Consider the following 19343-nt stretch of genomic DNA (forward strand, 5'->3'; position numbering starts at 1 on the left):
GTCCGTACCGGTGGGGGCAGGAAGCAACCCCCACCGCACACCGGCCCGAGGAATTGCCATGTGGTCCCAAGATCGTCATCACGACGTCGGCGCGTACGCGCTGGGCGTGCTGGACGAGGTGGATTCGTTCCACTTCGAGGACCATGTCCGCGGCTGCCCTGAGTGCGCGGTACAGGTCACCGAGTTCCGTCCGGCTGCCCGGCAGCTGATGCTGTACCGCAACGCGACACCGCGCGCCGTGCACCCCTTCGCGGCCCCCGGCCCCCGGATGCTCGGACGGCTGCTCGACGAGGTGACCGCCCGCCACCGGGCGAAGCGCAGGCGCTGGCTGTTCGCGCTGGCGGCCTCCGTGGTCATCGCCGTGGGCGGCCCTGCCGTGGCCGTTCTCGCAGGTCCGGGCGAGGCATCGAACACCGTCGCGGCCACCGACGCCAAGACGGGCGTGTGGGCCGAGGTCAAGGTTCAGGACCGGATCTGGGGCAGCGACATCGAGCTGAGGGTCAAGGAAGCGGACGGCGCCCACGCCTGTCGGCTCGTCGTGATCGGCAAGGACGGCTCCGAGGAGACGGCCGCCAACTGGAAGTCTCCCGAGGGCGCCGACAAGGCCTCCGAGATGATGGGCGGCACCGCGATGCAGCGCGAGGACATCAGCCACTTCGAGGTGCGCAGCCAGGAGGGCGAGCTTCTGGCGACCCTCAAGGCCCCGGCCTGGCGCTGAATCGGTCCGCCGGATCGGTTCGCCGGATCCGCCACCATTCCGCCACCGATTCCGCCTCCTGATTGGTCCGTACCTTCAATGGTTGCGGATCATGGCGGGACTCGGTTCCGGGCCACTTGGAGGGCCCCGCGACCTCACGGCGGCGCTACTTCAGCAACCGTGACAGGCGTCGGTCGGCGAGGGGTTTGCCGCCCGTCTGGCAGGTCGGGCAGTACTGCAGCGAGGAATCGCTGAAGGAGACCTCTCGGACGGTGTCACCGCACACCGGGCAGAGTTCTCCGGTCCGGCCGTGCACACGGAGCCCGCTCTTCTTCTCCGCCTTCAGCCGCCCGGCCGCCAGCCCCCGGGAGCGCTCCACGGCCTCGGTGAGCGTGGTGCGCAGCGCCCCGTAGAGATGCCGGGTCTCCTCCGGCTTCAGCGACGCGGCCAGCTTGAAGGGCGACATCCTCGCGGCGTGCAGGATCTCGTCGCTGTACGCGTTCCCGATCCCCGCGATCAGGCTCTGGTCCCGCAGCGCACCCTTGATCTGCCGCCGTTCACCCGCCAGCAGCCCGGCGAACCGGGTCACGTCGAACTCGTCGGCGAGGGGGTCCGGACCGAGCCGGGCGACGCCGGGGACCTCCGCCGGGTCCCGTACGACGTACACCGCCAGCCGCTTCTGCATCCCCGCCTCGGTGAGGTCGAAGCCCTCGCCGGTCTCCAGTGCGACCCGCAGCGCCAGCGGGCTCTTGCCGCCGGGCCGCGGCGGACCCTCCGGCAGCCGGTCCTTCCAGTGCAGCCACCCGGCACGGGCCAGATGGGTCACGAGGTGCAGCTCACCACCGTCGGCCTCGATGTCGAGAAACTTCCCGAACCGCCGTACGCCCGTGATCTCCCGCCCCTCGAACGCGGTGACCGGCGGGTCGTACGTCTTCAGCACACTGATCGCCACAGGCAGCACACGAACGACTTCATGTCCGACGAGGCTCCCGACCAGGAAGTCCCGGAGCGCTTCGACTTCGGGCAATTCAGGCATACGTCAAGGGTGCCATGAGGTGAGGAGGAGGGCGCGGGTGCGCGAGGTCACGCGAGGAACCAGGTACGCCCCCCGCGGCCGCCCACGAACGCACCTCCCGAACTCCTGGCCGCACAAACGGTTCACGCGCCCGGCAGCACGAACTCGCACCACACGCACTTCCCCCCACCCCGCGCCTCCACCCCCCACACATCCGTCAGCCGGTCGACGAGCAGCAACCCCCGCCCCGACACTCCCGCCTCCCCCGCTTCCCGCCGCCGCGGCAACGCGCTGGAGGAGTCCTCCACCTCGACCCGCAGCCGCCGGTCGGATCCGGCCAGCGCCCGCAGCGTGACGATCGCGGAGCCCTCCGTGTGCATGAGCGCGTTGGTGATCAGCTCGTCGGCGACGAGCTCGATCTCGTCGGACCGGTCCCGCGCACCCCAGGTGCGGACGGCCGCGCCGATCATGTGCCGGGCCTCGGTGAGCGCCTCCGGGTCGCCGGGCCCGACGTGCTGCTGGAGCCGCCCACCGGGCTGCTCGGCGCTCCTGCTGCGGCGCCGCAGCAGGAGCAGGGCCACGTCGTCGTCGCCGCCCCGTTCCTCCGCCACGTCGATGAGCCGGTCGGCGAGATCGTCGACATCGTCCGGCCCGGTGGCGATCAGCGCCCTCAGGGTCCGCATGCCGTCGTCGAGGTCGGCGCCCGGCTCCTCGATGAGGCCGTCGGTGCACAGCAGCAGCGTCTGGCCGGGGTCCAGCTCGACGGCGGTCACCGGGTACTCCAGGCCGCCGAACTCGGCGGACAGCCCGAGCGGCAGCCCTCCTTCCACGGTCACCCGGTGGCAGGTGCCGTCGGTGTGCCGGATCAGGGGGTCGATGTGGCCGGCCCGGACCACCTGGACCACTCCGGTGGCCAGGTCGACCTCCGCGTACAGGGCGGTCGCGAAGCGGTCGGTGTCGAGTTCGTGGAGGAAGGCGGAGGCGCGGGCCATCACGGTGGCCGGGGTGTGGCCCTCGGTGGCGTAGGCCTTCAGGACGATACGGAGCTGGCCCATGACGGCCGCCGCGTGCGTGTCATGGCCCTGGACGTCGCCGATGACCGCGCCGACACGTCCGCCGGGCAGCGGGATGAGGTCGTACCAGTCGCCGCCGATGTCCCGGCCGAGCGAGCCCCCGAAGGAGGCGGCCCGGTAGCGGACGGCGATGTCGGCGCCCGGAAAGCTGGGGATGGACCGGGGCAGCATGGCCTGCTGGAGGCCCTCGGCGAGGTCCTTCTCCTGCTCGTAGAACATCGCCCGCTGCAGGCTCTGGGCGATGCTGCTGCCGAGTGCGACGAGGACGTCGCGCTCCTCCCGCGTGAAGCCGCGCCGGTCGCTGTAGAGCAGTCCCATCGCGCCGATCGGGCGGGCCTGCACGATCAGCGGGAGATAGGCGGCCGAGGTGATCTTGAGGTCGGTGATGTGCGGCCACAGCAGCGGATACGACTCGGCGAACTCCTCGGGCGACTCGATGAAGTGCGGTACGAGATGCCGTACGACCTCGTTCATCGGGTACTTCACGTCGAGGCGGGTGACCCGGGTGCCGGGGACGTAGCTGTCCTCGGGGCCGGCGGCGACCATCCTGATCCGTCCGGCCTCCACCAGGCCCATGACCAGGCTGGCGGCGCCGAGGTGGGTGAGGCCGTCGGTGTCGTCCAGGACGTCGATCACGTCCTGGACGGTCCGGGCGTGGGCCAGGGCGGCCGTGATGATCTGGACGACGTTGGTCTGCTTGCGGCGTGCCTCGTCGTGCGCGGCCCGCTCGGTGCGGGAGCGGATCTCGCGCAGCTCCCGGGTGGCGTCGCGGACGATGCCGATGACGCGGTACGGGCGGCCCGTCCCGTCGCGGCGGATGTAGCCCTGGGTGTGGGTCCAGCGCAGGGTGCCGTCACGCAGCCGGATGCGGAAGTAGGCGCCGTAGTTCTCGCTGCCGTCCTTGAGTGCCTGCGAGACGAGGGTGTCGAGTCTGCGGCCCTCCATCGGGGGCACCCGCGGCGCCAGACTCTCGGGTTTGCCGTCGTACTCGTCCGGGCGCATGTCGAAGATCTCGTGTGCGGTGGCGTCCATGTGGAACGCGCCGGCGTCGAGGTCCCAGTCGAAGGTACCCATGAGGTTGAGCGCAAGGACCGAATCCGGGTGGGCGAGCCAGTCGTCCGGGACGTCCGAGTCGCTCGCTCCCCGATCAACCATGGGGACACTTTGACAGTATTTGCCCGATTTTTCGAGTGGGGGGACCGGTATCGACCCGGCGTCGATCCGCTCACTATCGTCGGTAGCGTGGACTGGTTCACCGCACCCGACTACTGGCTCGGCCGGCTGCTCTTCCAGCGGGCTCTGGCCGCCGTCTACGTGGTCGCTTTTCTGGGAGCGGCCCTGCAGTTCCGCGCGCTGATCGGGGAGCGCGGGATGCTGCCGGTGCCCCGTTTCGTGGAGCGGGTGCCGTTCCGGCGGGCGCCGAGCGTGTTCCACCGCCACTACTCGGACCGATTCTTCGCGACGTGGGCCTGGGCGGGCTGTGCGGTGTCGGCGGCGCTCGTCGCGGGGCTGGACTCCCTGCTGCCTCTCTGGGCGGGCATGGTGCTGTGGCTCGTGCCCTGGGCGATGTACCTGTCGATCGTGAACGTCGGCCAGACCTGGTACTCGTTCGGCTGGGAGTCCCTGCTCCTGGAGGTCGGCTTCCTGGCCGTCTTCCTGGGCAACGACGAGGTGGCGCCGCCGGTCCTCGTACTGTTCCTGCTGCGCTGGGTGCTGTTCCGGGTCGAATTCGGCGCCGGGCTGATCAAGATGCGCGGCGATGCGTGCTGGCGGAACCTGACCTGTCTCTACCACCACCACGAGACCCAGCCCATGCCCGGTCCGTTCAGCTGGTTCTTCCACCACCTCCCGAAGCCGTTCCACCGGGTCGAGGCGGCCGCCAACCACGTCACCCAGCTCGTGGTCCCGTTCCTGCTCTTCGCCCCGCAACCGGTCGCGACGGTCGCCGCCTCACTGATGATCCTGACCCAGCTGTGGCTGGTCCTGTCGGGCAACTTCTCCTGGCTGAACTGGATCACGATCGTGCTGGCCCTGTCCGCGGTCGACCTCGGGACGACGGCGCCGGACACCCCGGACGCGCCGCTCTGGTACACGGTCGTCGTGCTCGCCGTCGCCGCGCTGATCCTGTGGCTCAGCTACCACCCGGTCCGCAACATGATCTCCCGCCGCCAGGTGATGAACCGCTCCTTCGACCCGCTGCACCTGGTCAACACCTACGGGGCGTTCGGCAGCGTCAGCCGGGTGCGGTACGAGGTGGTGGTCGAGGGTACGGCGGACGACACGCCGCGCGAGGACTCGCGGTGGCGGGAGTACGAGTTCAAGGGCAAGCCCGGCGATCCGGGGCACTGGCCGCGCCAGTTCGCCCCGTACCATCTGCGGCTCGACTGGCTGATGTGGTTCGCCGCGCTCTCCCCCGCGTACGCCGGCTCCTGGTTCGGCGCCCTGATGGAACGGCTCCTGGAGAACGACCGCGACACCCTCCGCCTGCTCCGCCGCTCCCCCTTCCCCGCCGACGAGCCGCCCCGGTTCGTCCGCGCCCGCCTCTTCCGCTACCGCTACACGACCTGGCGCGAGCTGCGGGAGACCGGGGCGTGCTGGGAGCGGACGTACGTACGGGAGTTCATGCCGCCGACGCGGCTGGCCCCGTCGACCGCGCGGAAGTCGTAGCGGGGCCACGGACGGACTTCTTCACGGCGGACTCTCGACGCGGGGCCGTGCCGCAAGGCACAGTGCTCCCGTACTCGATCACTACTCACGAGTACGCCTCTCCGCCGCGTACGACACCGACGCGCACGACACCGCCAGGGAGCTCCCGTGACCAGCTGGGTCGGCCGGACCGCCGCCGAGATATCCGCCGCCGTGCGGGAGAAGCGGGTCACACCGCGCGAGGTGGTGGCCGAGCATCTGGCGCGGATCGAGACGTTGGACGGGCGGCTCGGGGCGTTCCGCAAGGTCCGGGCGGAGGCGGCCCTGGCGGAGGCCGACGTGGTGGCCGGCCGGGCCGATCTGGCCGAACTGCCCCTGGCGGGCGTGCCGGTGGCGATCAAGGACAACCTCGCCGTGCGGGGCGAGTCCACCCGGAACGGGTCCGCCGCGACCCCGGACACACCGGCCGAGGACGACCATGTGACGGTGGCCCGGCTGCGGGCGGCCGGCGCGGTGGTCGTGGGGCTCACGAACGTGCCCGAGCTGTGTGTCTTCGGCACCACGGACGGCGTGCACGGCACCGCCCGCAACCCGTGGGACACCTCGCGCACCACGGGCGGCTCGTCGGGCGGCAGCGCTGCCGCGGTGGCCGCCGGACTGGTGCCGCTGGCCCTCGGCAACGACGGGATGGGCTCGCTGCGCATACCGGCCGCCAACTGCGGTCTGCTCGGCCTCAAGCCGGGCTTCGGTGTGATCCCTGCGGACATCGGGCACGGCGACTGGTTCGGCATGTCCGAGAACGGCCCGCTCGCCACGACCGTCGAGGACGCCCGGCTGATGTTCGGGATACTGGCGGGCACGGACACCGGACGGCCGTCCGGGACGGCCCCGTCCTCCCCGAGCATCGCCCTGTCCGTGCGCAGCCCCCTGGTAGGGGTGACCGTCACCCGCCCGTACGCCGATGCCGCGCGCCGGGCGGCCGAACTGCTGGCCGGGGCCGGGCTGCGGGTCCGGCCGGCCGACCCGGCGTATCCCGTCTGGCTGGGCACGACCTCGCTGGCGCACTGGACGGCGGGCACCGCGGTGGACGCCGAGGGCCTCGATCCGAAGCTGCTCACCCGGCGCACGCGGGTGCACGCGGCCGTGGGGCGGCGCTTCGTGAAGGGGGTTCGCGCGGGCGACCGCCGGGAGCGGCTGCGCCGACGCCTGGAGCCGTTCTTCGCCGAGCACGACGTGCTGCTCACTCCGGCGCTCGCCCGGCGCGGGCCCACCGCCGCGAACTGGCACGAGCGGGGGTGGCTGCGCAATCTGCTGGTGAACACCAACTACTCGCCGCTGACCCCGCCGTGGAACCTCACGGGCTGGCCGGCGATGTCGGTGCCGTTCGGCACGCTGCCGTCGGGCGCGCCCTGCGCGGTGCAGCTGGTGGGCCGCCCGGGTTCGGAGCTCGAACTCCTGGAGGTCGCGGGCCGGTTGGAGGAACTGAACCCGTGGCGGCGGACGGCACCGATCGGCTAGTCCCCCGACACGGCCCAGCCGCGCGCGAACAACGCCCCGTGACAGCCCCTGTCCGAACAGCCGTGTCCGCACGGTCTTGTCCGCACGGTCTTGTCCGCACAGCCGTGTCAGGGCGCCGTGTGCGCGATGTACGGGCTTCTCCGGTCTGCATGGGCGTGAGTCCGGCACGCCCATGCAGACGGCGATCGCGAGATCCTGCCGGTCAGTCCACGCTGGGCAGGATGTGGGGCTCGGCGAGGTCGTCCTCGTAGCCCGCCAGTCGGATCGGGGCGGACCTGGCCCACACGTCCAGGCTGCCGAGTTCCTTCTTCGACCGGCCGCCGCCCTCGGTGCGTTCCTTGGGGCGTTGATCGCCATTCGCGTTCTCTGGTGTCACCGCGCACTCCTTATGTGTCGGGTCACCCTCGGGACGTCGGCCCAGCCTGCCGCTGTGCGCCTGACGTCCGCTCGGGTCTGAGTCGATGTCAGTTCGGACGCGGTGGCGCCGGATTACCTGGATGTGAGAGCAGGCCGTGGTGACCGGCTTGTCCCGGGACGGACCGTGGGTGCGGGTGGGACCCATTTCAGGCTGTCCGTCCGGTACAGAGTAACCAGATGAGCGGGCGGCCGCTCTATGGGGCTGAAAACACGAGGTAACTGTCTTGAGTCGTTCAGCGCCCAGCAGGCCTTACACTAGGGCAATTTGACCCATTCGGTAGCTTTTCTCATCACCCGTTCGGCTCAGTACTCGAACCCCGCACCAGCCCGACGACCCATCGGATCGCTGGCCTCGGCGCGTAGTTCAGGTCCCGTTGGCCGGATCGCAAGCCGACCATGATCTGCTCATGTGTCGCAACGGCATTTCTCGCGGGCGGACTCGGGAGGACCGGCGGATGGAACCGCGCAGCGTCGATGAGCTGATGGATCTGCTGCATGCCCGCCGGGGCGGCGACAGGGTGCCGGACCGCCGCCGGGACGGTCCGGCCCGCGCTCCGGGGACCTGCTCCGATCCGCACGAACACGCGCTGCGGACCGCCGCGCTGCTGCGCCGGGGACGGCCCGCCGACAAGGAGCTCCAGGTGGCCGGCCTGGTCCATACCCTCGGGCAGTTGCTCCGACCGGGTGACGACACGAGCCACGCGGACCCGGCCGACGACGGGGACCTGGCCGCCGACGCGGTCCGGCCGCTGCTCGGCGACCGGGTCGCACATCTCGTACGCCTGCACGCCCTCGGCCCCGACCACCTCGTACGACTGCATGCGGGCGGCTGGGTGGACGCCGGTCTCGTCGAGGACGTGCTGACGCTACGCCAGGCGGATGAGGCGGGCCGGTCGGCCGGGGTGAACGCCGGGGTCCTGGAGGACTGGCGCACCGTGCTGGAACTGGTGGCGGACCGGGCGCACCGGACCGAGGGGGCGCCCCGGCCCGGCCGGGCCGGGGCGTCGTCTCACCACTTGCCGGGCGCGTAGTCCTTCAGGAAGACGCCGTACAGGTCCTCACCCTGCTCGCCGAGCACGACGGGGTCGTACACGCGGGCCGCGCCGTCGACGAGGTCGAGCGGGGCGTGGAAGCCCTCGTCGGCGAGGCGCAGCTTGTCGAAGTGGGGGCGCTCGTCGGTGATCCAGCCGGTGTCGACCGAGGTCATGAGGATGCCGTCGGCCTGGAACATCTCCTGGGCGCTGGTCCGGGTGACCATGTTCATCGCGGCCTTGGCTGCGTTCGTGTTCGGGTGGCCCGCGCCCTTGTAGCCGCGGCCGAAGACGCCTTCCATCGCCGAGACGTTCACGACGTACGCGCGCCCGCTGGTCGCCTTCCTGGCGGCCTCGGCCATGGCCGGGCGGAGCTTGCTGATCAGGATGAAGGGCGCCGTGTAGTTGCACAGCTGGGTCTCGAGGAGCTCCACCGGGGAGATCTGTTCGATGGTCTGCACCCAGGTGTTGCTGTCGACCACGTCGGGGACGAGGCCGCCCGCGTCGATGGCGGTGCCGTCGAGGTGTCGGGCGACGCTGGCGTTGCCCGCGACCAGGGCGAGATCGGCGACCTGCTGTGCGTCGAGGCCGCTGACGCCCACGGGCAGTGCGGTCAGCCCGGTCGAGCCGTCCACCGCACCGGAGTTGAAGGCGCCGATGACGTGGTACGCGGGCAGCTCGCCGGCGGGCAGCGGGGTGCTCTCCCCCTCGACCAGGGCGGCGTAGGCGGAGGGCAGGCGGCGTACGGTCTGGGTCGCGTTGTTGATGAGGATGTCGAGGGGGCCCGACTGGGCGACCTGGTCGGCGAGGGCGACGACCTGGGCCGGGTCGCGCAGGTCGGTGCCGACGACCTCCAGGCGGTGCATCCAGTCCGCCGAGTCGTCCATGGCCTTGAAGCGGCGGATGGCGTCCTTCGGGAAACGCGTGGTGATCGTGGTGTGCGCGCCGTCGCGCAGCAGCCGCAGGGCGATGTACATGCCGATCTTGGCGCGTCCGCCGGTGAGGAGGGCGCGCTTGCCGGTGAGGTCGGCGCGGGCGTCGCGCTTGCCGCGGTTCAGGCGGGCGCAGTCGGCGCAGAGCTGGTGGTAGAAGTAGTCGACCTCGACGTACCGCGTCTTGCAGGTGTAGCAGGAACGGGGGCGCTGGAGTATCCCCGCGATCTTCCCCTCCGCGGTCACGGACGACGGCAGGATGCCCTCGGTCTCGTCGTCGATCCGCTGGGCGGAACCGGTGGCCGTGGACTCCGTGACCGCCTTGTCGTGCGCGGTCTTGGCGGCCCGGCGGTCCTGGCGGCGGCGCTGCTTCACCGTGCGGTAGACACCTGCCGTCGCCCTGCGCACCGCGATCGCGTCGGGGTGGTCGACGTCCAGCTTGTCCAGCTCGTCGAGCACGCTGAGGCACACGGCGAGCCGGTCCGGGTCGATGCCCGGGCCGTGCACGACCTCGTCCGTGGTCGCCGGGCCGTCCTCTGTCACCGTCATCGCGCTGCCGCTTCCCTGATCACCCGCGGCTCGCCGACCGCGTCCGCCACCGAACGCGGAATTGTACGTAGCGACGGCCCCGGTCTCCAAAACCCAGGTCTCGCCCCCGCCGCCCCTACCCGTCCCGACCCCAGGGGCTGCCGCCCCTCGGACCCCGCTCAGGTGGGTTGTTCGCGTGCGGGCGGGTGTGGCTTGTCGCGCGGTTCCCCGCGCCCCTTCAGGGGCGCGGGGAACCGCGCGAACGGGGTCCGGGGCGGAGCCCCGAGGATGGGACGGATAGGGGCGGCGGGGGCAAGGAACCCCGCGCTCACCGCCCGGGTGTCACGCCTCACACGCCGCCAGTAGTTCCTCGACCTCCCGGGTCACCGCCTTGCCCAGCACCTCCAGATCCGGCACGGCCTCCGCGTCGGCGACGAGGCCGTAGTGGACGCTCCCCCGGTACGTCGAGACGGCGACCGCGAGGGACTGGCCGTGGGCGAGCGGGGCCAGGGGATAGATCTCCGCGAGCGGGCAGCCGCCGAGCCGGAGGCCGAGGCTGGGGAGGGGGACGCTGGTGACGAGGATGTCGAACCAGAGGCGGGCGGCCTGGCTGACGAGGGGCCCGCCGAGCCGGTGGCCGAGGGGCAGCACATGATCCGCGAGGAGGGCGACCGCACCGGCGCCCCGGTTGGGCCCGGCGTCCTTGTTGCGGTCCATCGCCGTGCGCACCGTACGCAGCCGCCTGAGCGGGTCCGGGTCGTCCACGGGCAGTTTCATCAGGTACCCGGAGAGCCTGTTGCCCTGCGGGTGCGCCGTGCGCGGCCGGCGCCTGGAGACGGGGATCAGGGCTCGGGGCGCGACCCCCTCGCTGCCGTCCCCCCGCTCGTCCAGCCAACGCCGCAGCGCCCCCGCCACCACGGCGATCAGGACGTCGTTGACGGTGCCGCCGACGGTCTTGCGGATCCGGTGCACGTCGTCGAGGTCCACGAGCACCCCGGCGGTACGGCGGGTCCCGCTGGCCTCGGAGGTCAGCGCGGCGGACGAGCGGGCGCCGAGTGTCGCGTCGAGCGTGGTGCGGGCGACGGAGGCGCCGATGTCGAGGGCGCGGCCGAGGTCGGACAGGGTGCCCCGGAGCAGGCCGGGCAGCTTGCGCACCTCGTCGAGGAGGCCGCGCGGCGGCTCCGCGGGGCGCGGCCGGGGCGCGGGCATGTCGATGGGGTCCATGACGGCGGCGGCGAGCGTCAGCGCCCGGAGTCCGTCGGCCAGGGCGTGGTGGAACTTGAACAGGACGGCGAAGGAGGCGCCGTCCTCCCCCGGCAGCACATGCGCCTCCCAGGGCGGTCGGCCGCGCTCCAGCGGGCGTTCCATCAGCCGCCCGGCCACCTCGTGGAAGTCGGCGGTCGGCGCGTGCAGCCGTACGTGGTCGAAGGGCTCGAAGTCGGTGACGGGCTCCCGGGTCGCGCCGCCGAACGCCAGCGGCAGCCGTACGTCCGGGCGCCATACGTCCCGGATCCGCATCCGCAGCCCCGGCACCCCGGCGGCCCGCGTGGCGAGCAGCTCGGCGGCGTGGGCTCCCGCGGTGGGCGAGTCCGCCGTGAAGACGCCGAGGGCGGCCAGATGCATGGGGTGTTCGGCGGACTCGATGTTCCAGAACGCCAGGTCGAGTGGGGCGAGCAGATCAGGAGTCAATGGCTTGCCTCGCGTCGACGAAGGGGGAGTCAGCAGTCAATCGCTGTTGGCCGATTACGGTCAAGTACGATCAAGCTACGCACAGTTAACAACAGATTACGTCCCGCCTCCTGATGAAGGCGGGACGCATGGGACATCTGTGTTCACGGGGGTCACCCTGACGGACTAAGGCACCTGCTGGCCCTTCCCCAGGGCTATCACTCCGCCCCTGGAGACCGTGTACAGCTCGGCGTCCCGCTCGGGGTTGACTCCGATCGTGGCACCCGGTGGTACCTGGACGTTCTTGTCGAGCACGGCACCCCGGACGACCGCGCCCCGCCCGATGTGGACGTTGTCGTGCAGGATCGAGCCCTGGACGACCGCGCCCGGGTCGACGACGACGCCCGGGGAAAGGATGGACCTCGTCACCTGGCCGCGTATCAGGCAGCCCGCACTGATGATCGACTCGCTGGCGATGCCGCCCGCGTTGAAGCGCGCCGGGGAGAGCTGGCCGGAGCTGGTGTAGATGGGCCAGCTGCGGTTGAAGAGGTTGAAGGCGGGGCGTTCGGCGATGAGGTCCATATGGGCGTCGTAGTAGGCGTCGAGCGAGCCGACGTCCCGCCAGTAGCCCTGGTCGCGGGTGGTCTCGCCGGGCACGTGGTTGGCGCTGAAGTCGTACAGCTGCGCCTCGCCCCGGTCGGTGAGCTGGGGAAGGATCGAGCCGCCCATGTCGTGGATGGAGTCCTCGTCCTCGGCGTCCCGCTGGAGCGCCTCCACCAGGGCCTTGGTGGTGAAGATGTAGTTACCCATCGAGGCGAACACGGATTCGGGGTCGTCGGCCAGGCCCGGCGGGTCGGACGGCTTCTCCAGGAAGCGTTCCACACTCTGGCCGTCGGAGCCGGGGGTGATCACGCCGAAGGACGACGACTCCGTGCGCGGTACCCGGATGCCGGCCACCGTCACGCCCGCGCCGCCCTCGATGTGCTGCGTCAGCATCTGGCGGGGGTCCATGCGGTAGACGTGGTCGGCGCCGAACACGGCGACGTACTCCGGCTGTTCGTCGTGCACCAGGTTCAGGGACTGCAGGAGCGCGTCCGCGCTGCCCAGGTACCAGCGCGGACCCAGCCGCTGCTGTGCCGGCACCGGCGTGACGTAGTTGCCCAGCAGACTCGACATCCGCCAGGTCGTGGTGATGTGCCGGTCCAGCGAGTGCGACTTGTACTGCGTGAGCACGCAGATGCGCAGAATGTCCGCGTTGACGAGATTGGAAAGGACGAAATCCACCAACCGATACGTTCCACCGAAAGTCACCGCTGGTTTCGCACGGTCGGCGGTCAGGGGCATCAGCCTCTTGCCCTCCCCGCCCGCCAATACGATTCCCAGCACCGAAGGTCCACCCCGCCGCATCCCGCCGCCCCTCTACGCCCGCTCGTGCCGAACCCTGATCCTTGACTACGCCCGTTTGAGGACTTCCTCGTAAAGACGGACCGTCCGCCGGGCGACCGCGTCCCAGCCGAACTCCCGCACCGCGCGCTCCCGTCCGGCCTCGCCCATACGGGCGGCCGCCCCGGGATCGGCGAGCACCGAGTCGAGGGCGCGGGCCAGCCGGTCCTCGAAACCGTCCTCCGTCGACACGAGGAGACCCGTGACACCGTCCTCCACGACCTCCGGGATACCGCCGACCCGCGAGGCCACCACGGCCGTGCCGCAGGCCATGGCCTCCAGGTTGACAATACCCAGCGGCTCGTACACCGACGGACAGACGAACACGGCGGCGTGCGTGAGGAGCTGGATCACATCCGGGCGCGGCAGCATCTGCGGGATCCAGAACAGGCCCTCGCGCGCGCGGCTGAGTTCCGCGAAGAGATCACGGAACTCCTGATCTATCTCCGGGGTGTCCGGCGCGCCCGCGCAGAGCACCACCTGCACCGCCGGGTCGATGTCCCGTACGGCGCGCAGCAGGTGGGGCACGCCCTTCTGCCGGGTGATGCGGCCGACGAACAGGACGTACGGGCGGCCGGTGTCCACGCCGATGCGGTCGAGGACGTCCGTGCCGTGGTCCGGTGTGTAGAGGGAGGTGTCGATGCCGTTGTGCACGACGTGGAGCTTCGCCGGGTCCAGGGCGGGATAACAGCCGAGGATGTCGTCACGCATGGCGCCGGACACGGCGATCACCGCGTCGGCGGACTCCACGGCGGTGCGCTCGGCCCAGCTGGACAGGGCGTACCCGCCGCCCAGCTGTTCGGCCTTCCAGGGGCGCAGCGGCTCCAGCGAGTGGGCGGTCATCACATGCGGGATGCCGTGCAGCAGCTTGCCGAAGTGGCCGGCGAGGTTGGCGTACCAGGTGTGCGAGTGGACCAGTTCGCGGCCTTCGAGACCGGCCGCGATGGAGAGGTCCACGGAGAAGGTGCGCAGCGCGTCGTTGGCGCCGTCGAGCGCGGACCAGGGCCGGTGGCGTACGACACCGCCGCCCGCCCCCTCGCCCCAGCAGTGCACGTCCAGGTCGACGAGGGACCTCAACTCATGGGCGAGAAACTCGACATGGACACCCGCGCCACCGTAGACGTCGGGCGGATACTCCCGGGTCAGCAGGCCGACTCGCACCCGGAACCCCCTGTCTCAGCGGCTGGTTCCCACATGGTCACCCAGAAGGGTCGGTTGGGGAAGACCACGATTTTCGCGCGGCGGCGCTCCCGAGGTCGAGGCGGCGGGAACCGAGGTCAGATGCGGCGGCGACCGCCGAGGGGTCGCGGGCCTGGCGGCCGGTCGAAGCAGCAGTCGCCGCACAGGCCGCCGCCGGGGAGCCGGTAATAGAGACAGCAGCTGCGGCGGCGGTGTGTCACCGGGTCGAGCGTGCCCGCCAGGCCGGGGTGCGCGAACAGGTCGGCGGCGAGCGCGCGGGCCCGAACCGCCGCCTCGGTACGGCCGTTGGCAGCCGCCCAGCGATCGATCTGGCGCACGGCGCCCATGAGCGCGGAGGCCGCGTTCCCCCACAGCAGGCGCTCGGATAGGGGCAGTTGAGCGCGGAGCGCCGCCGCCAGCGGGACGAGATGGCCGTCCCGTACGACCTCGCCGATCCGCTCGGCGGGCAGGCTCCGCACCTCGGTCAGCCACAGCTCGTCCGGGGCGCTCGCGTCCGCGTCCCAGCGCAGGAGGCGCGGATCGAGGTCGGGGACGCGGCCGTACAGGGCGGTCGCGCCGAGGGCCACCGACCACATGCGGGCGGCGAGACCGAGGTGGGCGATGGAGGCGGCCACGCGCGGTTCGGGCGCCCGTACACTCCGCGCGACCTTCCGGACACGGAAAATTACGGGATCCACGTAAACCTCCCCTTTCACATCGGCATCCCGTGCCGCGTAGGCCTCCGCGAGGGTGGGCAGGGGGCCGTGCGGCGGTCGGCCCGTGCGTAGTACGAAGAAGCCGCCGAGGGCAGCGAGCGCGGTGAGGTCGGGGTCGTCGTCCACGAGGACGAGTAGTACCAGGGCCCGCAGGTGTGCTCACCTGGGGGCCTGCACTCCGTGTCGCCCACCTTGGGGATGACCGTGGGCGCGTCGTACTCCAACGGCAGTAGGACTCATTGAGTGCTCAGGTACGACGACGCGAACACTTTCGCGAGGCATCGTGGTCACCATGAAAGCCGAGCGTTCACCGCGCCGGGCCCGGAGCCCCCGCGCCTCGCTGAGGAGCAGCTCATGAATGCCCTCGCGTTCTCCATGCTGTTGTCGTTCGTCTCCGCCGTGGCGTACGCGGGCGGGGCGATCGTCCAGGAGCGTGTCGCGGTGTCGTCCCCCGGCCCGTCCTACGCGCCGCTGCGCCGACCGGTGTGGTGGGCCGCCGTCGGGCTGAACGGCCTCGGCGGGCTGCTGCACGTGGTGGCTCTGGCCTACGGCCCGCTGAGCCTGGTGCAGCCGCTGGGCGCGCTGACCATCGTCTTCGCCCTGCCCATGGCGGCGCTCTTCGTGGGCCGCAGGGCGGGCGCGACGGCCTGGCGGGGCGCGATCATGGCGACGGTGGGTCTCGCGGGCCTGCTCTCGCTGGTCGGTGCGGCCGACGTGCAGTCGCTCGACACCGTCCAGCGTGTGGTGGTCGCCGTGGTCAGCGGTGGCGCGGTCGCGGCGCTGATGGTGGCGGGCCGCGCGGCGCACCGCCACCCGGCGGTGCGCAGCATCCTGCTGGCGGTCGCCTCCGGTGTCGCGTTCGGCATGTCCTCGGTCTTCACGAAGACGGTCGCCGTCGACTGGACGGACGGTGTCGCGCTCTCCGACCTGCCCACCCTCGCGGTCATAGGCGCCTTCGCCACAGCCGGTCTGCTGCTGTCCCAGGCCGCCTACCGGGGCGGCGGCCTCGCGGCCCCGCTCGCCACCCTGACCGTGGTGAACCCGGTGGTGGCGGCCGCGGTCGGCATCACGATGTTCGGCGAGACGTTCCGCTACGGCACGGCCGGCACCCTCCTCGCGCTGGGCTGCGGCGTCGTCGCGGCGGGTGGTCTGATCCTGCTGACCACGGAGCGCCTCGGCGACGAGGTCCGGGCGGAGCGGACCGAGGTGGACGTCACGGTCACGGCCGCCGACCGGGAGTCCCTGGCTCTTGAGGAGCTGCTCGCGGGCCTTCCGCGGCGAACCGCGGAGGTCCCGGACGCCGACGACGCGATCGGCCTGGACAAGCGCGTGGTCGTACCGGCCCCGTTCCTGGGGAGGAGTGCGGCGGACGAGGACGACGCTGCGCCCGGCCTGCCGCTGCGGCCGTTCGACGACGAGCTGTATGTGCCCAGGGCACTCCTCGACCGGCATCGCGACCGCGTGAAATCCTGAGCGGGAGGCCCGGACCGGGCCTCCCGCCCCGGTTCGGGCCTCCCGGACCGCGTCAGATCCGGACCCCTCCCGCCCGCAGATAGGCGATCGGATCGATGTCGCTGCCGAAGCCGGGCCCCGTCCGCACCTCGAAGTGCAGATGCGGGCCCGAGCTGTTGCCCGTGGAGCCGGAGCGGCCGATGCGCTGGCCCGCACCGACGTGCTGGCCCGCCTTCACGGAGATCGCCGACAGATGGGCGTACTGCGTGTAGCGGCCGTCGGCGTGCCGGATCACCACCTGGTAGCCGAAGGAGCCGCCCCAGCCGGAGGTGACGACCTCCCCGGCGGCCACGGACTTCACGGAGCTGCCGGTCGCCACGGGGAAGTCGACGCCCGTGTGGTAGCCCTTCGACCAGGAGGAGCCCGAGGCCCGGTAGGGCGTGCCGAGGGAGGCGCTCACCGGGGCGACGACGGACGCCGACTCCTGCCGCTTCTCGGACGTCTGCTGCTTGTCGGCCTTCTGCTCCTTCTGGACCTTCTTCTTTTCTTGCTTCTTTTCCTGCTTCTGCTCTTTCTGCTTCTCTTTCTGCGGCTCTTTCTTCTGACCCGCCGAGTTCAGACTCAGCCGCTGGCCAGGGACTATCACATCCGGGTCGGAGCCGATGGTCCTGCGGTTGGTCTCGTAGAGCTTGCGCCAACCGCCCCTGACCTCACGGGAGTCGGCGATCTCGGAGAGGGTGTCGCCCTGGACCACCGTGTACATCTCGACCTTGCCGGCCTGTGACTGCGGCGTGGTCTGGGGTTTCACGTCCTCGATCGTGAGGCCGGCGCGGGCCGAACACGAGGGCCAGGCCCCGGGGCCCTGCCCGTCGAGGACCTTCTCGGCGATCGCGATCTGCTGTTCCTTGGTGGCCAGGTCCGCCCGGGCGGCGTAGGCCGTACCGCCGAAGGCCTCCCATGTGGACTGGCTGAACTGGAGACCGCCGAAGTACCCGTTCCCGCTGTTGATGTTCCAGTCGTTCGTGGACTCACAGGCCGCGACCTTGTCCCAGGTCTCGACATCGGCCGCTTCCGCGACCCCGGTGCCGATCAGCGGAAGCGCCATCCCGGCGCCCCCCGCCGTGACGGTGAGTGAGGCGCGGTTGATCCTGTTCGGCTGGTACCGGCGGTGCCGACCGCGTACGGCCATGGAGAAGCCCCCTCGCATATGCCATGAGCCGCAAAAGTAAGTGCCGCGAACCGGCCATGACAAGACGAAAAACCAGCCGCTCCCGTCCCCCGAGTGGCGAGTAAGTGACCTGCTCCGGCGCGTAAGTGCCTCCGTCCGGCGCGCGGGTGACCAGGGACGGCGCACGAGTGAGCAAGGACGGCGCGCAAGCTATCGGGTTGCGCGCCCTATTGAGGCAGGTAGGGCCCTTTTCCCGTACTCAAGCCCGGCAGGCCGCGCAGTGCGGACGGGGCCGGTGCACGTCAGGATGGCCGGAAGGACAATACTGGCGGGCAGGAACGGCACCACCGATATCAGGATCCATAGGAGCCAACCGTATGAGCACTTCAGCCCAGATCGGCGTCACCGGCCTCGCGGTCATGGGGAGCAACCTCGCCCGCAACTTCGCCCGCAACGGCTACACGGTCGCCGTCCACAACCGCTCCGCGGCGAAGACCCAGGCGCTGATCAAGGAGCACGGGCACGAGGGCGACTTCATCGCGGCCGAGACCGCCAAGGACTTCGTGCAGGCGCTGGAGCGGCCCCGGCGCCTGGTCGTCATGGTCAAGGCGGGCGGGCCGACGGACGCGGTGATCGAGGAGTTCGCGCCGCTCCTGGAGCCCGGCGACATGATCATCGACGGCGGCAACGCGCACTTCGCCGACACCCGCCGCCGTGAGGCCGCGCTGCGCGAGCAGGGCATCCACTTCGTCGGCGCGGGTATCTCCGGCGGCGAGGAGGGCGCGCTCAACGGCCCGAGCATCATGCCGGGCGGCCCGGTCGAGTCCTACGACTCCCTCGGCCCGATGCTGGAGAAGATCTCCGCGAAGGCCTCCGACGGCGCGCCGTGCGTCACCCACGTGGGGCCGGACGGCGCCGGGCACTTCGTGAAGATGGTCCACAACGGCATCGAGTACGCCGACATGCAGCTGATCGGCGAGGCGTACCAGCTGCTGCGCGATGTGGCCGGATACACCCCCGCACAGATCGCGGAGATCTTCCGCACCTGGAACACCGGGCGGCTCGACTCGTATCTGATCGAGATCACGGCCGAGGTGCTGGCGCACGTGGACGCCGCCACCGGCAAGCCGTTCGTGGACGTGGTCGTCGACCAGGCGGAGCAGAAGGGCACCGGCCGCTGGACCGTCCAGATCGCGCTGGACCTGGGCGTCCCGGTCTCCGGGATCGCCGAGGCCGTCTTCGCGCGCTCCCTGTCGGGCCACGCCGCACTGCGCGACGCCTCCCGCTCGCTGGCCGGCCCCAAGGCCACGCCGCTCAGCGCGGCCGAGGCGGGCGCGTTCGCCGACCGGGTCGAGCAGGCGCTGTACGCCTCCAAGATCGTGTCGTACACCCAGGGCTTCCACGAGATCGACGCGGCCCGCGACGAGTACGACTGGAACATCGACCTCGGCAAGGTGGCGTCGATCTGGCGGGGCGGCTGCATCATCCGCGCGGCCTTCCTCGACCGGATCCGGGCCGCGTACGACGCCCGGCCCGACCTGCCGAGCCTGCTCTCCGACGACGCGTTCGCCCAGGAGATCGCGGCGGCGCAGGACGACTGGCGCGAGGTGCTGGTGGCGGCGACGCGTCAGGGTGTGCCGACGCCCGGGTTCGCGGCGGCGCTGGCGTACTACGACGCGCTGCGTGCGGAGCGGTTGCCCGCGGCGCTCACGCAGGGACAGCGGGACTTCTTCGGGGCGCACACGTACCGGAGGGTGGACCGGGAGGGGTCGTTCCACACGCTGTGGGGGCAGGGCCGGGGCGAGATCGAGGCCTGAGGTCGCCTGCGATCTCCTGAGCTCGCCTGAGGGGGTGGGGGTG

The 19343-nt window shown here is 71.2% G+C and carries 15 protein-coding genes; 6 read left to right on the forward strand and 9 right to left on the reverse strand.

Going from position 1 to position 19343, the window contains the following annotated elements; all coding sequences use genetic code 11:
- The first annotated feature begins 58 nt into the window (after positions 1-58).
- Positions 59-718, forward strand: a complete 660-nt coding sequence (locus OG622_RS08260) for a hypothetical protein (protein ID WP_371574437.1) — start codon at positions 59-61, stop codon at positions 716-718.
- 145 nt (positions 719-863) lie between these two features.
- Here OG622_RS08260 and OG622_RS08265 read toward each other — a convergent pair whose 3' ends face one another.
- Both OG622_RS08265 and OG622_RS08270 read right to left on the reverse strand, forming a co-directional pair.
- Entirely contained in the window at positions 864-1733 is an 870-nt protein-coding gene (locus OG622_RS08265) for an Fpg/Nei family DNA glycosylase (RefSeq protein ID WP_371574439.1), read from the reverse strand.
- Between the two features lie 122 nt (positions 1734-1855).
- Positions 1856-3940 (reverse strand): SpoIIE family protein phosphatase, encoded by a 2085-nt coding sequence (locus tag OG622_RS08270; protein ID WP_371574441.1) that lies wholly within the window; start codon positions 3938-3940, stop codon positions 1856-1858.
- An 87-nt stretch (positions 3941-4027) separates the two neighbouring features.
- Between OG622_RS08270 and OG622_RS08275 the strand changes: the two genes are divergently transcribed.
- Positions 4028-5452, forward strand: a complete 1425-nt coding sequence (locus OG622_RS08275) for a lipase maturation factor family protein (protein ID WP_371574442.1) — start codon at positions 4028-4030, stop codon at positions 5450-5452.
- A gap of 147 nt (positions 5453-5599) precedes the next feature.
- Positions 5600-6949 carry an amidase gene (locus OG622_RS08280; protein WP_371574444.1) on the forward strand — a complete coding sequence of 450 codons (1350 nt, stop codon included), beginning with the start codon at positions 5600-5602 and terminating at the stop codon, positions 6947-6949.
- A gap of 202 nt (positions 6950-7151) precedes the next feature.
- Here the strand turns inward: OG622_RS08280 and OG622_RS08285 are convergent, their stop codons facing one another.
- A complete protein-coding gene (locus tag OG622_RS08285; protein WP_371574446.1) occupies positions 7152-7325 on the reverse strand; it encodes a hypothetical protein in 174 nt (57 codons plus the stop codon).
- Between the two features lie 496 nt (positions 7326-7821).
- Between OG622_RS08285 and OG622_RS08290 the strand changes: the two genes are divergently transcribed.
- The gene (locus tag OG622_RS08290) at positions 7822-8397 is read left to right on the forward strand and encodes a hypothetical protein (RefSeq protein ID WP_371574447.1); all 576 of its coding nucleotides are present in this window, start codon (positions 7822-7824) and stop codon (positions 8395-8397) included.
- On the opposite strand, the gene OG622_RS08295 is transcribed toward OG622_RS08290, so the two are convergent.
- The 5 genes from OG622_RS08295 to OG622_RS08315 all read right to left on the reverse strand — a co-directional run bounded on the left by OG622_RS08295 (position 8376) and on the right by OG622_RS08315 (position 14989).
- Positions 8376-9878 carry an SDR family NAD(P)-dependent oxidoreductase gene (locus OG622_RS08295; RefSeq protein ID WP_371574448.1) on the reverse strand — a complete coding sequence of 501 codons (1503 nt, stop codon included), beginning with the start codon at positions 9876-9878 and terminating at the stop codon, positions 8376-8378. The two genes, OG622_RS08290 and OG622_RS08295, sit on opposite strands and share 22 nt — an antisense overlap.
- A 321-nt stretch (positions 9879-10199) precedes the next feature.
- On the reverse strand, positions 10200-11546 hold the full coding sequence (locus OG622_RS08300) for a wax ester/triacylglycerol synthase family O-acyltransferase (protein WP_371574450.1): 1347 nt from the start codon (positions 11544-11546) through the stop codon (positions 10200-10202).
- Positions 11547-11711: 165 nt separating this feature from the next.
- Positions 11712-12932, reverse strand: coding sequence for a glucose-1-phosphate adenylyltransferase (gene glgC / locus OG622_RS08305; RefSeq protein WP_371574451.1), 1221 nt, complete (start codon positions 12930-12932; stop codon positions 11712-11714).
- A gap of 45 nt (positions 12933-12977) precedes the next feature.
- The gene (glgA, locus tag OG622_RS08310) at positions 12978-14129 is read right to left on the reverse strand and encodes a glycogen synthase (RefSeq protein WP_371574453.1); all 1152 of its coding nucleotides are present in this window, start codon (positions 14127-14129) and stop codon (positions 12978-12980) included.
- 116 nt (positions 14130-14245) lie between these two features.
- Complete coding sequence (locus tag OG622_RS08315; protein WP_371574455.1) at positions 14246-14989, reverse strand: (2Fe-2S)-binding protein; 744 nt, start codon at positions 14987-14989, stop codon at positions 14246-14248.
- A 228-nt stretch (positions 14990-15217) separates the two neighbouring features.
- On the opposite strand from OG622_RS08315, the gene OG622_RS08320 reads away from it, so the two are divergent.
- A complete protein-coding gene (locus tag OG622_RS08320; RefSeq protein WP_371574457.1) occupies positions 15218-16336 on the forward strand; it encodes a DMT family transporter in 1119 nt (372 codons plus the stop codon).
- Between the two features lie 52 nt (positions 16337-16388).
- Here the strand turns inward: OG622_RS08320 and OG622_RS08325 are convergent, their stop codons facing one another.
- Complete coding sequence (locus tag OG622_RS08325) at positions 16389-17504, reverse strand: transglycosylase family protein (RefSeq protein ID WP_371574459.1); 1116 nt, start codon at positions 17502-17504, stop codon at positions 16389-16391.
- A 356-nt stretch (positions 17505-17860) separates the two neighbouring features.
- On the opposite strand from OG622_RS08325, the gene gndA reads away from it, so the two are divergent.
- A complete protein-coding gene (gene gndA / locus OG622_RS08330) occupies positions 17861-19300 on the forward strand; it encodes an NADP-dependent phosphogluconate dehydrogenase (protein ID WP_371574461.1) in 1440 nt (479 codons plus the stop codon).
- The last annotated feature ends 43 nt before the right edge of the window (positions 19301-19343 follow it).

Source organism: Streptomyces sp. NBC_01314 (assembly GCF_041435215.1).
In the GTDB taxonomy this organism is placed as follows: domain Bacteria; phylum Actinomycetota; class Actinomycetes; order Streptomycetales; family Streptomycetaceae; genus Streptomyces.